Raw genomic sequence first — 15,155 nt, forward strand, 5'->3', positions numbered from 1 at the left:
CGCACGCTGCCTGCATAGCTCATGGAACTCGGTCTCGGCTCGCTCGACTGGGGCGTCATCGCGCTCTACTTCGCCGTCGTCTTCGGCGTGGCGATCGCCGGGACGCTGCGGGAGCGGCGGCAGGGCGGTGAGGACTCAGCGGACTACTTCCTCGCCGGGCGCAACGTCGGGTGGTTCGTCATCGGCGCGTCGCTCTTCGCCTCGAACATCGGGAGCGAGCACCTCGTCGGCCTGGCCGGGTCGGGGGCGACGAGCGGGGTGGCGCCGGGGCAGTTCGAGGTGCTGGCCTCGCTGATTCTGCTGCTCCTCGGCTGGGTGTTCGTGCCGTTCTACCTCACGAGCGGCGTCTTCACGATGCCCGAGTTCCTGGAGCGGCGCTACTCGGCCGGCGCGCGGTGGTACCTGGCGACCGTCAGCATCCTGGCCTACGTCCTGACCAAAATCTCGGTGACCATCTTTGCCGGGGCGGTCGTGTTCTCGGCGATCGGGGTGCCGTTCTGGACGGGCGCGTTCGTCGTGGTCCTGGCGACGGGCGCGTACACCGTCTTTGGCGGTCTCCGGGCGGTGCTCTACACGGACCTCTTGCAGACGTTCGTGCTCGTCGGCGGAGCCGCAGCAGTGACGGTCGCTGGGCTGGCCGCCGTCGGCGGATGGGACGCGCTCGCGGCCGAAGTCGGGCCGGACTTCTTCGACATGTGGAAGCCGGCGACGGACCCGGACTTCCCGTGGACCGGCATCCTGTTCGGCGCGCCGATCCTGGGGGTGTGGTACTGGTGCACGGACCAGTTCATCGTGCAGCGCACGCTTTCGGCGCGCTCGGTGGACGAGGCGCGGCGGGGGACGATCTTCGCGGGCTTCCTGAAGCTCCTGCCGCTGTTCATCTTCGTGCTGCCGGGGATGCTAGCGGCGGCGCTCGTCGCGCAGGGCGCGATGACGCTCGGCAACGCGAACGAGGCGCTCCCGAAGCTGGTGGCGACCCTCCTGCCGGCGGGGCTGCGCGGCCTCGTGATCGCGGGCCTCCTGGCGGCGCTCATGTCGTCGCTCTCGAGCGTCTTCAACTCGTCGTCCACGCTCATCACCTGGGACGTCTACAAGCGGCTCCGGCCCGAGGCGTCGGAGCGGCAGCTCGTCTGGGTCGGGCGGCTCTCGACGGTCGCGCTGACCGTCCTCGGGCTGGCGTGGATTCCGTTCGTCGAGGCCGCCGAGGGGGGGCTGTACGTCTACATCCAGTCGGTCCAGGCCTACATCTCGCCGCCGATTGCCGCCGTCTTCCTGTTCGGCCTGCTCTGGTCGCGGGCGAACGCGCAGGGGGCCCTTGCCTCGCTCCTCGTCGGGCTCGCCCTCGGCCTCGGGCGGCTGGCGCTGGAGGCCGTCCACGGCCCCGACCAGACCGGCCTCGCCGCCGGGTCGCTGGCGGCAACCCTCGCCGAGATCAACTTTCTCCACATCGCCATCCTACTCTTCGCCGTCTGCGTCGCCGTGCTCGTCGCGGTGAGCCTTGCGACGGCCCCGCCGCCGCGCGCGCAGATCGCCGGGTTGACCTTCGCCACGGCCGACGATGCCGGCGCGGGGCAGGCTCCCTCGCCCGCCCCCGGCTGGCGCCGCACCGACGGCATCCTGACCGTCCTCCTCGTCGCGCTCGTTGGCGCGGTCTGGCTGTTCTTCTCGTGAACTACCCCATCGCTTCGCCATGTACCATGCCCTTGTCTTCGCCCTCGCCCTTTTCCTGGCTGGCGCTGTGACGGCGCAGCCCGCTACGGTCGCCTCGCCCGACGGACGCATCGTCGTCACCGTCGATCTCACCTCGGACGGCGCGCCGACCTACCGCGTGGACCGCGACGGGCAGCCGCTCGTCCTCCCGTCGCGCCTCGGGATTGTGCTCGGGCGCAGCGACACGCTCGGGGTGGGGATGCGGATCAGAGACACGGCGCGGAACACGGTCGACGAGACGTGGACGCAGCCGTGGGGCGAGGTCGAGCAGGTCCGCGATCACCACAACGAGCTGCGGCTCACGCTGTCGCAACTGCTCGGGCGACACGCGCGCGAGATGAATCTGGTCTTCCGGGTCTTCGACGACGGGGTCGGGTTCCGGTACGAGTGGCCTGAGCAGTGGACCCTCGGGCCGTTCGAGATCATAGACGAGCTGACCGCGTTCCGCTTCGCCGAGAACCCGGAGGCGTGGTGGATTCGGGCGTACGAGAACAACCGCTACGAGTACCTCTACGAGCAGTCGCCCCTGGACCGGGCGGGCTACGTGCTCCACACGCCGATGACAATGGCGTTTCCCAGCGGTGGGCCGTTCGTCGCCGTTCACGAGGCCGCCCTCGTAGACTACGCGGCGATGCAGCTTCGCCGCGTCGGGCCGACCGCGTTCCAGGCTGACCTCGCGCCGTGGAGTACCGGCGTCCGGGTCTATGCCGAAGCGCCGCACCGCTCGCCGTGGCGCGTGCTTCTCATCGGCGACACGCCGGGCGACCTCGTCACGAACTATACCGTCCTCAACCTCAACGAGCCGAACGCGCTCGGCGACGTGTCGTGGGCGCAGCCCGGCAAGTACGTCGGCATCTGGTGGGCGATGCACCTCGGCCAGTGGTCCTGGAGCAGCGGGCCTAACCACGGCGCGACGACCGAGCACGCCCGGCGCTACATCGACTTCGCCGCCGAGCACGGCTTCGACGGCGTCCTCGTCGAGGGCTGGAACCGGGGCTGGGACGGCGACTGGACCGCCGGCAAGTCCGCCTTCTCCTTCACCGAGCCGTACCCCGACTACGACCTCGAGGGGCTGGCGGCCTACGCCCGCGAGCGCGGCACCCGCCTCATCGGGCACCACGAGACCGGCGGCGGCATCCCGAACTACGAGGCCCAACTTGACGACGCCTTCGCGCTCATGAACCGCCTCGGCGTGCGGGCCGTCAAGACGGGCTACGTCGACTGGGGGATGCACTTTCCGCACGTCACCGCCGCAGGCGACACGACGCGCGAGTGGAACTACGGGCAGGCGATGGTGAACCACTACCAGCGCTCGGTCGAGGCCGCGGCGCGGCACCAGGTGTCGGTCAACATCCACGAGCCGGTCAAGGACACCGGCCTCCGCCGGACCTACCCCAACCTGATGACGCGCGAGGGCGCGCGAGGGCAGGAGTACAACGCCGCCTGGGGCGGCGGCAACGGCCCCGACCACGTCCCGACGCTCGTCTTCACCCGGATGCTCGCCGGCCCGATGGACTTCACGCCCGGCATCTTCGACCTCGACGCCGAGGGGGAGGGTGCCAACGCCGTCCCGACGACGCTCGCCGGGCAGCTTGCGCTCTACGTCGTCCTCTACAGCCCGCTCCACATGGCCGCCGACCTCGTCGAGAACTACGCCCCGCACCTGGACGCCTTCCAGTTCATCAAGGAGGTCCCCGTCGACTGGGCCGACACGCGCGTGCTCGAAGCCAAGATCGGCGACTATGTCACCATCGCCCGCAAGGACCGGAACTCGGAGGACTGGTACCTCGGTGCGAAGAACGACGCCGCGCTGCGCACCGTCGACGTGGCGCTTGGCTTCCTCGACGCCGGGCGCACCTACACCGCGACCGTGTACCGCGACGGGGACGACGCCGACTGGGAGACGAACCCGCTGGACTACGTCGTCGAGACGCGCGAGGTGCGGGCGGGCGAGCCGTTCCGCGTAGACCTCGCGCCGGGCGGCGGCCTCGCCGTCCGCTTCGCGCCGGTGGACTAGGTCCTACGCCGTCTCCGGTGCTTCGGGCGTTTCCGCTGTCGGTTCGGCCGCGGAGCCTGTGGTGAGCGCAGCCGAACCATCGCCGCTCGGAGACGTCATGGCCTCGTCGTCCACATCCAGGATGAGGCGGGCCACGTCGGCGATCGCGTCGCCGGGCTTGAGGTTGATCACGCGGACGCCCTGCGTGTTGCGGCCCATCTCGCGGATGCCGGCGACCCGCATGCGGATCGTGATGCCGTTCTGGGTGACGATCATCAGGTCGTCCTCGTCGATCACGCTCTTGAGCGCGACGAGGCGGCCCGTCTTCGGGGTCGTCTTCATCGTGAAGATGCCCTTGCCGCCGCGGCTTTGGAGGCGGTACTCCTCGAGCGGGCTGCGCTTGCCGTAGCCGCGCTCAGAGACCGTCAGCACGCTCGCGCCGTCGCGCTTGACGGCGAGCATCCCGACCAGTTCGTCGTCGTCGTCCAGGCTCATCCCGCGCACGCCGCGCGTCTTACGGCCCATCGGGCGGGCGTCGGACTCGTGGAAGCGGACGGTCTTCCCGTTCGTCGCGCCGAGGATGACCTCGGTGTCGCCGTCGGTGAGCTTGGCCTCGATCAGCTCGTCGCCCTCCACGATGTCGATGGCGATGATGCCGGTGACGAGGGGGCGGCGGAAGGCGTGAAGCGAGGTCTTCTTGACCTGCCCGCGTTTGGTCGCCATCAGGACGTGGTGGTTCTCCAAGAACGCCTCGCTCTCGAAGTCGGCCTTCGGGACCGAGAGCACGGCGCGGACGCGGTCGTCCTGGGCGATCTGGATCAGGTTGCGGATGCTCCGGCCCTTCGCGGTGCGCCCGCCCTCGGGGACTTCGTAGACGCGCAGCCAGTAGCACTGCCCGGCGTCGGTGAAGAAGAGCATGTAGTCGTGCGTGCTCGACGTGAACAGGTGCTCGACGAAGTCTTCGTCGCGCGTGCCGGCCCCGATCAGCCCGCGCCCGCCGCGCCCCTGCTGGCGGTACTCGGTGATCGAGGTCCGCTTGACGAGGCCCTGGTGGCTGACCGTCACGATCACCGGCTCGTCCTCGATCAGGTCCTCCCAGTCGATGTCGCCGCCGCCGACGTAGTCGATCTCGGTCCGGCGCTCGTTGCCGAAGCGCTCGCGCATGGCGACGAGTTCGTCCTTGACGATCTGCATCCGCAGCTCGCGCGAGGCGAGGATGCTCCCCAGGCGTTCGATCTCCTGGAGGATCTCGCGGTACTCGGCCATGATCTGCTCGCGCGCGAGGCCGGTGAGCCGCGAGAGGCGGAGCGCGAGGATGGCGTCGGCCTGGGCCTCACTGAGCGCGAAGAGGGCGTCGGCCTCGGACGTGCCGCCGGCCGGCAGTTCGAGGCGCTGGCGCTGCTCCGGCGTGAGCTGCTCGGGGTAGAGCCCCGCCATCAGGTTGCGCCGGGCCGACTCCGTGTCGGCCGAGTGGCGGATGATCGCGATCACCTCGTCGAGGTGGTCGAGGGCGACGACGAGGCCCTCCAGGATGTGGGCCCGCTCCTCGGCCTTGCGGAGGTCGAACTCCGTCCGGCGCAGGACGATCTCGTGCCGGTGGTCGATGTAGTGCTGCACGGTCTCGCGCAGCGTCAGCGTCCGGGGACGCCCGCCGACGAGCGCGACCATGTTGATCCCGAACGTCTGCTGGAGCTGGGTGTACTTGAAGAGTTGGTTCTGGACGACGGCCGGGACGGCGTCCTTCTTGAGCTCCATCACGATCCGCATCCCGTCGCGGTCGGACTCGTCGCGCATGTCCGAGATGCCCTCGATCCGCTTGTCGCGCACGCTCGCGGCGATCTTCTCGATCAGCGTGCTCTTGTTGACCTGGTACGGGATTTCGGTTACGATGAGCGCGTTGCGGGACCCGCGCAGCACCTCCTCGTGCATCGTGGCGCGGATCACGCAGCGCCCGCGCCCGGTGCGGTACGCCTGCCGGACGCCGCTATGGCCGTAGATCACCCCGCCCGTCGGGAAGTCCGGCGCTTTGATGTGCTCGGCGAGGTCGTCGTTTCCCATCTCCGGGTCGTCGATGAGCGCGACGATGCCGTCGACGAGCTCCGGGAGGTTGTGCGGCGGGATGTTGGTCGCCATCCCGACAGCGATGCCCGACGCGCCGTTCATCAGGAGGTTCGGGAGCGCCGCCGGGAAGACGGTCGGCTCCTCCAGCGAGTCGTCGAAGTTGGGGACGAACTCGACGGTCTCCTTTTCGAGGTCGTCGAGGAGGGCGGCGGCGGCGGGCGTCATCCGCGCCTCGGTGTAGCGCATCGCGGCGGCGGCGTCGCCGTCGACCGAGCCGAAGTTGCCCTGCCCGTCTACGAGCGGGGTCCGCATCGAGAACTCCTGCGCGAGCCTCACCATCGCCTGGTAAACCGACTGGTCGCCGTGCGGGTGGTACTTGCCGAGCACCTCGCCGACGATACGGGCGCTCTTGCGGTGCGCCTTGCCGGGCGTCAGCCCGAGGTCGTTCATCCCGTAGAGGACGCGGCGTTGGACCGGCTTCAGGCCGTCGCGCACGTCCGGCAGCGCCCGGCTGACGATGACCGACATCGAGTAGTCGATGTAGGAGGAGCGCATCTCCTCCTCGATGTTGATCGGGATGATGCGGTTAGACGGCGCGCCGTTGGAGGGCGTGCCGCCGAGGTCGTCGGTAGGCTCCATGAGGGGGCGGGCGTTGGCAGGTTCGCAGTCCGTGCAAGGTACGAAATCGCAGCGTCAGGGGCCTGTCAGACGGAGGGAATGGAGGGAATGGAAATGAAAGCCGAGAAAGGTACCGACCCCGCCGCGCTCTGCGCCGACGCTCTCGTCTCTCCTCGCTTTCCCCGCCCTCCACGCCGCAAGAACCCCCTCTGCGCCGAACCAGCCCTCAGTACGCCACCAGCACGAACGCCGGGCGCGGCGTCAGCCGGATGCCGGGCGCGGGGAAGTGGACATGGCGCAGCCACCCGGCCACGGTCTCCCACGCCTTGCCTCGGAGCGGCAGGATGGTCGGCTCGATGTCGAGCGCGAGGTAGACGTAGCTCGTCGTGAGAAAGTCGATCTCGTCGCGGTCGCGGGCGGCGTAGCCGACGGCGAGGTTTAGCCACTCCGGCATCGCCTCCTTGAAGGCCCCGGCCGGGGCGAGGCGGTGCGGGTTGGCCGTCAGCCAGAACGTCTGCCCGGCGTAGTCGTCGGTGAAGTTCTTGCCCTCCCAGCCGCTGGGCCAGTAGCTCGCCTTGAGCGTGAACGCGTTCAGGGCCGGGACGTAGGCCTGCGCCGTCGTGAACCCGACGCCGACCGTGTTGAAGGCCAGGTCGCCGGGGGAGAAGCCCCAGATCGGGCCGAAGCCGTCGAGGATCTCGTAGTAGAGCATCTGCGTCCACGCCGCCCCCGCCGCCCACAGCGGGGCCGTCCGCTCCGAGACGCCCGCCCACTCGAACGAGGCCCGGTAGTACCGGGTGAAGAACGACGACGAGTAGACGTGCCCAATCTTGTCGCTCCAGCGCACGTACGCCCAGTCGTTGAGGACGCGGAAGCGCGGGTTGCGGTCGGCCCACCAGCGCCGCCGCTGCGTCTCCAGCACCGCTAGGCCCGCCCCGACGCTGAGGCCCGTGACGGCAGTGATCCGCCACGCGCTGACCGGTCTCTTCTCCGCGCGCAGAGTGTCGGCGCGGAGACGAAGAGTATGGTCGAGCCCCCACGGACGCGTCGTGTCAGCCGCAGCCGGCACCGCCCCGATCAGCGCCTGCGCCTGCGCCGGCAGCGCGCCAGCACCGACGAGCACCGCAATCCAGAGGAGACGGCGGAACCAGGGCGAGGGCATGGGCGGGCAGATCGGCACAGGCAGGGAAGAGGCGGGGCCAAGCTACGGACGAAAGGGCGGAGCTTGGTGCCCAGCGGCAGAGTTGCCTCAAGACAAAGAGTAGCCTCAAGACGATGTGTGCACCCGATGATGAGGGCAAAGTGCGGTCTCCCTTTCAGGCATCGAACGTTGTATATTCGGCCTAGCGGACGTGCGTGCCTGGGCTTTGGAATAATGCGGATAAGCCTGGTGCGGACTGTTTTTCTGACTCCTAGACGGGACTGACTATGGCGAGCGTGGAGACCAACCGGGTGCGGATGCTGGTGGTGGACGACCATCCGATCGTGCGCCAGGGGATCGAACAGCTCATCGACCAACTCGACGGCTACGAGGTGACGGCCCAGGTGGGTTCGGCCCCAGAGGCGCTCGACCTGGCCTCCGATGAGGCGTTCGACCTCGCCATCATCGACGTATCGCTGCAGGGCCTGAGCGGCCTCGAACTCGTCAAGCAGATCCGCGAGCGGAGCGTCGAGATGCCGATCCTGATGATGTCGATGCACGACGAGTCGTTCTACGCGGAGCGTGCGCTGCGGGCCGGGGCGCAGGGCTACGTGATGAAGCAGCGCGCCACGGCCGAGATCGCCTCGGCCATCGACAAGGTCATGGGCGGCGAGCTCTACCTCAGCGACGAGCTCTCGGCGAAGCTGCTGCGCCGCGCCGTGGAGGGCACGAGCGACCCTGAAAAAGGCGGCGTCGGCCAGCTCTCCGACCGCGAACTGGAGGTACTCCAACTCCTCGGCCAGGGCGTCCCCACGCGCGAAGTTGCCGACCGGCTCAACCTGAGCATCAAGACGATCGAGTCCTACCGCGCCAACATCAAGCGCAAGATGGACCTCAAGAACGCGAGCGAGCTGATGCGCTTCGCCGTGGACTGGGTGCGCACCTCCGGCCGCGTGGCGGGCAGCTAGGGCGTGTGAGCGGCTGCGAGGTCAGGCTCGCGAGGTCAGGATTGTGGCTTCGCGAAGCGCGCTAGGGTGGCGTGGGCACAGGCGCGGGAATAGGGTCTCCCCTATGTCAGAATACTATGCATCCCGATAGGCGGGAGCCTCTTCTTGCAGTAAGTAGGTAGAGTGACACCGCGTGCAGCGTCCCGCCCCCGTGCGACACTGGAGGCCCGCCGCCACTGTTCGTTCGCCTACGCTAGGAAGAGGACCATGGAAACCACCGCGCAGAAAGGACTCCCCTCGTACACGCTTTCGCTGGTAGACTGCCACGGAACGGTGCAGTACCAGAGCGCGGCCATCGAGCCGCTGCTCGGCCACAGGCCGGACGAGGTCGCCGGAGCGGCAGGGCTCCTCTTCGTCCATGCGGAGGATATCCGGCCGGTACGGAAGGCGTTCGACGAACTGGTAAGGCAGGAGGGCGGGCAGGTGCGCTTCCGGGCAGCCGAAGGGGCGTGGCAGTCCGTCGAGGTCCAGGCACACAACCTGCTGGCGGACCCGGACGCGCGCGGCATGCTCCTGAGCCTCCGAGCTCTGCAGCGGCCCCGCACAGACGAGGCCCTGCGATGAGCTGGCGAACGAGAGACATGACGCGCCTCTGGGTGCGGGGCAGGGAGAAGGCGTCCCGAGCGCTGGACGCTGCTTCAGCCCCGTCTGAGGTCGTGAGGCGGAGTATCTTCCGTCTCACCCCGCTGCTCTCGCTCTCGACCTCATGGAACGCCGCACCAAAATCGTCTGCACCCTCGGCCCCGCTAGCTCCAGCCCCGACGTCATCCGCGGACTGATCGGCGCGGGCATGGACGTGGCCCGGCTGAACTTCTCCCACGGCACCCACGACGACCACCGGGCGACGATCCGGCTCGTCCGGGAGGAGGCCGAGCGCGCCGGCCGCGTCGTCCCGATCCTCCAGGACCTGCAGGGCCCCAAAATCCGGCTCGGCAACATGGCCGAGGGGAGCGTGCCGATCGAGCAAGGCCAGACCCTCGTGCTCACGAGCGAGCCGCTGGAGGTCAGCACCCAGGAGCGCGCCTTCGTCTCCTACGACTCGCTCGCCGACGACCTGGAGCCCGGCGGGCGCATCCTGATCGACGACGGGCTGATCGAACTGCGCGTCACCGAGACCCACGGGGCCGACGTTGCCACCGAGGTGGTCGTCGGCGGTCCGCTGCGCTCGAAGAAGGGCGTCAACCTGCCGCACATCCGCACCTCCCGCCCGTCGATGACGGAAAAGGACCTCGACGACCTCGCGTTCGGGCTGGCCAACAACGTGGACCTCGTCGCGCTCTCGTTCGTCCGCACGGTGAGCGACGTGGACGCCCTCCTGGAGCGCGTCCGCGAGAGCGGGCGCGAGGTCGGGGTGATCGCCAAGATCGAGAAGCCCGAGGCGGTCGACCACTTCGACGAGATCCTGGGCAAGGTGGACGGCGTCATGATCGCGCGCGGCGACCTCGGCATCGAGATGCCGATGCAGGAGGTGCCGATCGTGCAGAAGCGCATCATCCGCAAGTGCCTCGAGGCCGCGACGCCGGTCATCACGGCGACGCAGATGCTCGAGTCGATGATCGAGAACCCGCGCCCGACGCGCGCCGAAGCCTCGGACGTGGCCAACGCCGTGCTCGACGGCTCCGACGCGGTGATGCTCTCCGGCGAGACCGCCGCCGGCACCTACCCCGTCCGCGCCGTCGAGGCGATGGCCGGCATCATCCGCACCGCCGAGCAGAACCGCCGCAACCTCGGCAGCTGGCAGGTCACCCCGGAGGTCCACCCCGACGGGAGCCGCGTGACCGAGGCCATTTCCTACACCGCCGTCGAGCTAGCGCGCAAGGTCGGGGCGGTGGCGATCGCCTGCCTCACCCACTCCGGCTCGACGGCGCAGGCCGTGGCGCGCCACCGGCCCTCAGTGCCGGTCTACGCCTTCACCGACGAGCAGCGGGTCGTCGGGCGGCTCGCTCTCGTCTGGGGGACGCAGGGCATCGGCGTTCCTTTCCAGCACCACACCGACGACGGCATCGGCACCGTCCGCCGCATCCTGACCGAGCGCGGCGTGGCCAAGCCCGGCGACAAGATCATCATCACCGCCGGCCTCCCCCTCCCGGCGAAGGGCCTGACGAACATGGTCCATGTGAGCCAGCTCTAGGCGAGCGACGAGGTACGAGCGGCGAGCGACGAACGGACATCCCGCTCGTCGTTCGTAGCCCGTCGTTCGTTGCTTGCCCGCCCCGCACAATTTCGTATTCTCCTCGGCGTTAGCCGGTCCCTGGGTCCCGATCACCTCCTCGTGCCGATGCGCCGTCTCCCCGCCCTCCTCGCCGTGCTCGTGCTGGGGTCCGCCCTCGCCGGGTGCAGCCGGATCTTCGGGCAGCGCTACGACAACTTCACGTCGTACTACAACACCTTCTACAACGCCAAGATCGAGTTCAACCGCGAGGAGGAGCAGCTCCTCAAGGCCGAGACCCGGGTCGACCGCGAGCGCTACCTCGCGCTGTTCTACGAGCCCCGCGAGGGCGGCGAGCAGCGCGCGGGCTTCGAGAAGTCCATCGAGAAGGGGGCCGACCTGCTGCGCGAGCATCCCAACTCGAAGTGGGTCGACGACGCCCTGCTGCTGATCGGGAAGGCGCGCTTCTACCAGGGCGACTGGTCCGGGGCCGAGGAGAAGTTCCGCGAGGTCATCGAGGCAGGCGAGCCCAAGCTCGTCGACGAGGCGTGGTTCTGGCTGGGCCGCACGCTCGTGGCGGCGGAGCAGTACGAGGACGCCGCGCTCGCGCTGCGCGAGGGGCTCGACCGGTCGGACGTGCGCGAGGTGTGGGCGGCCCGGATGCGCCTCGCCCTCGCCGAGACCGACGTGCGGGCGGGCAACTGGATCGAGGCCGTCACGTCGCTGCGCGAGGGCATCGTCGGCATCCGAGACCGCGAGCTGACCGCCCGCGCCGAGTTTCTGCTCGGGCAGGTCTACGAGACGATTGACGAGCCGGCCGAGGCCGCCGCCGCCTACCGGCGCGCGCTCGACACGCGGCCGCGCTACGAACTAGCCTACGCCGCAGGCGTCTCCGAAGCCGTGGCGCGCAGCCAGAGCGGCGAAGGCGACGAGGCCCTCCGGCTGCTGAGGCAGATGGGGCGCGACGACAAGAACTTCGAGAACCGGGGCGAGATCGAGATGAAGCGCGCCCAGGTGCTCGCTGCCGTCGGGCGGCCGGGCGACGCGCGCGACCTCCTCCTCGACCTCCTCTACGACCCCGATCCGACGATGCAGATGGGCTCGATCCGGGGACCGGTCCACTACCGCCTGGCCGGGGTCTACCGCGACGGCTTGACGGACTACATCAGTGCCGCCGCCCACTACGACACAGCGGCCACCACCATCCGCGAGGTCTCGCTCGCCGAGGAGCGCACCACGCCCCAGGCCATCACCGACGCCACCCTCCTGGCCGATGCGTTCGGGGCGTACGCGGGCGTGGCGGGGGAGATCGCCGAGATGGACTCGCTCCTCTACCTCGGCGGCCTGAACGACGAAGACTTCGACGCGGCGATCGCCCAGATCCGGGCCCAGCGCGAGCGCGAAGCCCGCGAGCGCGAGCGCGACCTCGCCCGCCGCCGGTCCGAGCAGGGCTTCGGCGGCGTGCCGGTCGGGGGCATCGGCGGCCGGCCCGAGGACGACGCCGGGGGAGGGGGAGCGACCGGCGGTGCCGGCACCGTCGGGGGCGATTTCGGCTTCCTCGACTACCGCAACCCCGTCCGGGTGCAGGAAGAACTCATCGCCTTCCAGGGCCGCTGGGGCGAGGTTCCCTACGCCCCCAACTGGCGCCGCGCCCAGGCCGTCACGGCCGCAGCCGGGGTCGCCCGGAACCTGGACGAGACCCTCGGCGGCACGCCGGACGCCCAGGCCCAGAGCCTCGCGCGCGAGACGTTCGTCGACGTCTCCGCCGTGCCCCGCACCGACGCCGCGCAGCGGATCATGCGCGCCGACCGGGCCGCGGCGCGCTTCGAACTGGGCAACACCCTCTTCCTCTCGCTCAGCCGGCCGGACTCGGCGATCGTGCTCTACCGCAGCGCGCTCGGCGAAGACGCCGACCCGGCGGTTGCACAGCGCGCCTACTTCGCCCTTGCCGAGGCCGAGCGCGTCCTCGGCAACGACGCCGAGGCCGAGCGGCTCTACAGCGACATCCTCGCTCGCTACCCCGACTCGCGCTTCGCCGAGCAGGCGCGCGCCCAGCTCGGCCTCGCCCCCGCCGACCAGGGCCTCGCCGTGGACTCGCTGAGCCTGGCCGAGGCCGCCTACGACGCCGCCTTCGCCACCTGGCAGACGGGCGCGCACGAGCAGGCGCTCGACCAAATGCTCACCCTGAGCAACCGCTACGCCAACACGCCCGTCGCGGCCCGGGCCCGCCTCGCCGCAGGCGCAGTCTACACCGAGTGGGCCGCTGGCGACGAGGAGACGCTCCTCGCACCCACACCCGCTCTGGCCTCTGCCATCGACGAAGCCTTGCTCTTTCTCCCGCCGCCCGACACGACCCGCGTGCCGGCCGAAGCGCCGGACGAGGGCGGCGAGGAAATGCAGGAGGACACCGAGGCTGCCGAAGACGAGGCCCCGGCCGACCCGTTCGGAGAAGGCCTGTTCGAGGACGCCGAAGGAGTCGTGGTGGACTCCGCAGGCACGCTGATCTTTCCGGCCGAATCGGCGGACATCGATCCGGAGACGCTCGGTCCAGACCCCCTCGAACTGCCGTCCGGTGTGGAGGGCGACCCGGCGTCGTTCGACCCGGCGGCGCTTGACCCCGCGGCGTTCGACCCGATGGCTACGGGCGCAGACTCCGTGGTGACGACGACAGACTCCACGCTCGCCGCGGCGGACTCGACGGGCGGTCCGCCGGCGGAACCGGAGAACGCAGCGCCGGACGAGGACCCCTGGCTCGACGTGCTCTACGCCAGCATCGAGTCGGACTTTCCGGGGACGCCGTATGCCGAGCGCGCCCAGGCGCTGCGCGGTGCCCTCGACAGCCTGCGCCCGGACCGCGTGGCCGCGGCCGGCTCCGCCGCGGCCGACTCGCTGGCGGCGGACGGCAGCGACCTAGCCGCCGGCGCACCGGATGACCCGGCACTGCGGGGCGATGACCCGATCCAGCACCGCAAGGGGGCTTACGCGTGGCTGCTGATGGAGTCCAGCGACAGAACCGAGGCCGAGGGCGCGCTCGCGTCGGTCTTCTTCCAGGGCTACCGGGCGGCCATCAACACCGTCGTAGACGCCTCGGAGCGCGAAGACAACGTCACCTACCAGGTGCTCGTCGGACTCTTCAGCACCGAGGCCGAGGCCGAGGCCGCACGGGCCGCATTGCCGGAGCGCGTACCCACCGTCGGCGGCGTCGCCGATCCCGAAGCGTACGCGCCGTACCGCCTCGGGCCGGGGCGCGGAGCCATCGAGCAGGCGAGCGACATTTTCGGAAGCGGGGATCAATAGCGCTTCCGCCGGCCGCGGAACGGAACCCTAGAAGCGGGGCGATGGTACCGCCCGTCCCCATTTCTCCCGTCGCGGCACAGGTCTGCCGCCCAGGGCTCGGATAGAGAAGACTGCATATGGCGCAGGACAAACGCGACACGATGAACCCCCGCCGCGGCGAGGACAAGCCGAGAGCGACCGGCGAGTCGCGCCGCCCTCGCTTCTCGCTCTGGATCTACCTGGCGATCTTCCTCGGCCTGCTCGTCGTCCAGGCCTACCTCTGGGGCGGCACCCCGAGCAACGACCTCGACTACAGCGCCTTCCTCGGCCACGTCGAGAACGGCTACGTCGAGGAAGTCACCGTCATTAACGACCGCAAGATCGAGGGCCTCTTCACGGCCGAGGCCGTCGACGAGAGCAAGGTGCCGAAGACCGAACCGCCGCAGGGCTTCGCCAGCGAAGATCCGTCGGTCGCCGAGCGCCGCTTCACCTCGGTCAAGCCCGAGGACCACGACCTCACGGCCTTCCTCACCGAGCATAACGACGCCGTGGACGCGGGTGCCGCCTCGGGCGCGGTCAGCTTCGCCGCGGAGACGCGGGAGAACTGGTTCGGCGGCATTCTCGCGTGGGTCTTCCCGCTCGCCCTCCTCGTCTTCCTGTGGCTGTTCCTGATCCGCCGGATGGGCGGGCCCGGCCAGCAGGTGCTCAACATCGGCAAGAGCAAGGCCAGCCTGTTCGACGCGATGGACGGCCAGCAACTCACCTTCAACGACGTGGCCGGCCTCGACGAGGCGAAGGAGGAGGTCGAGGAGGTCGTTGACTTCCTCAAGAACCCGAAGAAGTTCACCCGCCTCGGCGGCAAGCTGCCGAAGGGCGTGCTCCTCGTCGGGCCGCCCGGCACCGGCAAGACGCTCCTCGCCAAAGCCGTCGCAGGCGAGGCCCAGGTCCCGTTCTTCAGCCTCTCCGGCTCCGACTTCGTCGAGATGTTCGTCGGCGTCGGCGCGGCGCGCGTGCGCGACCTCTTCAAGCAGGCGAAGGAGAAAGCCCCGTGCATCATCTTCATCGACGAGATCGACGCCATCGGCCGGAGCCGCGGCAAGGGGGCCGTGATGGGCGGCAACGACGAGCGCGAGAACACGCTCAACCAGCTCCTCGTCGAGATGGACGGCTTCGAGGCGAACACGGGGCTCGTGCTCA

At 69.7% G+C, this 15,155-nt stretch carries 9 protein-coding genes; 7 read left to right on the forward strand and 2 right to left on the reverse strand.

Annotated elements, in window-relative coordinates:
* Window positions 1-21: 21 nt before the first annotated feature.
* Both AAGI91_08540 and AAGI91_08545 read left to right on the forward strand, forming a co-directional pair.
* On the forward strand, window positions 22-1,671 hold the full coding sequence (locus tag AAGI91_08540; protein ID MEM1042661.1) for a sodium:solute symporter: 1,650 nt from the start codon (window positions 22-24) through the stop codon (window positions 1,669-1,671).
* 19 nt (window positions 1,672-1,690) lie between these two features.
* Window positions 1,691-3,727 (forward strand): glycoside hydrolase family 97 protein, encoded by a 2,037-nt coding sequence (locus AAGI91_08545; GenBank protein ID MEM1042662.1) that lies wholly within the window; start codon window positions 1,691-1,693, stop codon window positions 3,725-3,727.
* Window positions 3,728-3,730: 3 nt separating this feature from the next.
* Here the strand turns inward: AAGI91_08545 and gyrA are convergent, their stop codons facing one another.
* Together gyrA and AAGI91_08555 are read right to left on the reverse strand one after the other, a co-directional pair.
* Entirely contained in the window at window positions 3,731-6,406 is a 2,676-nt protein-coding gene (gene gyrA / locus AAGI91_08550) for a DNA gyrase subunit A (GenBank protein MEM1042663.1), read from the reverse strand.
* Between the two features lie 205 nt (window positions 6,407-6,611).
* On the reverse strand, window positions 6,612-7,547 hold the full coding sequence (locus tag AAGI91_08555) for a DUF2279 domain-containing protein (protein MEM1042664.1): 936 nt from the start codon (window positions 7,545-7,547) through the stop codon (window positions 6,612-6,614).
* Window positions 7,548-7,813: 266 nt separating this feature from the next.
* Here AAGI91_08555 and AAGI91_08560 point away from each other — a divergent pair, with 266 nt between their 5' ends.
* From AAGI91_08560 to AAGI91_08580, 5 genes are all read left to right on the forward strand, one after another.
* On the forward strand, window positions 7,814-8,494 hold the full coding sequence (locus AAGI91_08560; GenBank protein MEM1042665.1) for a response regulator transcription factor: 681 nt from the start codon (window positions 7,814-7,816) through the stop codon (window positions 8,492-8,494).
* A gap of 246 nt (window positions 8,495-8,740) precedes the next feature.
* Window positions 8,741-9,097, forward strand: coding sequence for a PAS domain-containing protein (locus AAGI91_08565; GenBank protein ID MEM1042666.1), 357 nt, complete (start codon window positions 8,741-8,743; stop codon window positions 9,095-9,097).
* A gap of 142 nt (window positions 9,098-9,239) precedes the next feature.
* Window positions 9,240-10,664, forward strand: a complete 1,425-nt coding sequence (gene pyk, locus AAGI91_08570; GenBank protein MEM1042667.1) for a pyruvate kinase — start codon at window positions 9,240-9,242, stop codon at window positions 10,662-10,664.
* A 147-nt stretch (window positions 10,665-10,811) separates the two neighbouring features.
* On the forward strand, window positions 10,812-13,979 hold the full coding sequence (locus tag AAGI91_08575; GenBank protein ID MEM1042668.1) for a tetratricopeptide repeat protein: 3,168 nt from the start codon (window positions 10,812-10,814) through the stop codon (window positions 13,977-13,979).
* 116 nt (window positions 13,980-14,095) lie between these two features.
* Window positions 14,096-15,155, forward strand: a 1,060-nt coding sequence (locus tag AAGI91_08580) for an ATP-dependent metallopeptidase FtsH/Yme1/Tma family protein (protein ID MEM1042669.1), incomplete at its 3' end; no start/stop codon positions are given.

The sequence above is a fragment of the Bacteroidota bacterium genome (assembly GCA_038746285.1).
Taxonomy (GTDB): domain Bacteria; phylum Bacteroidota; class Rhodothermia; order Rhodothermales; family JANQRZ01; genus JANQRZ01.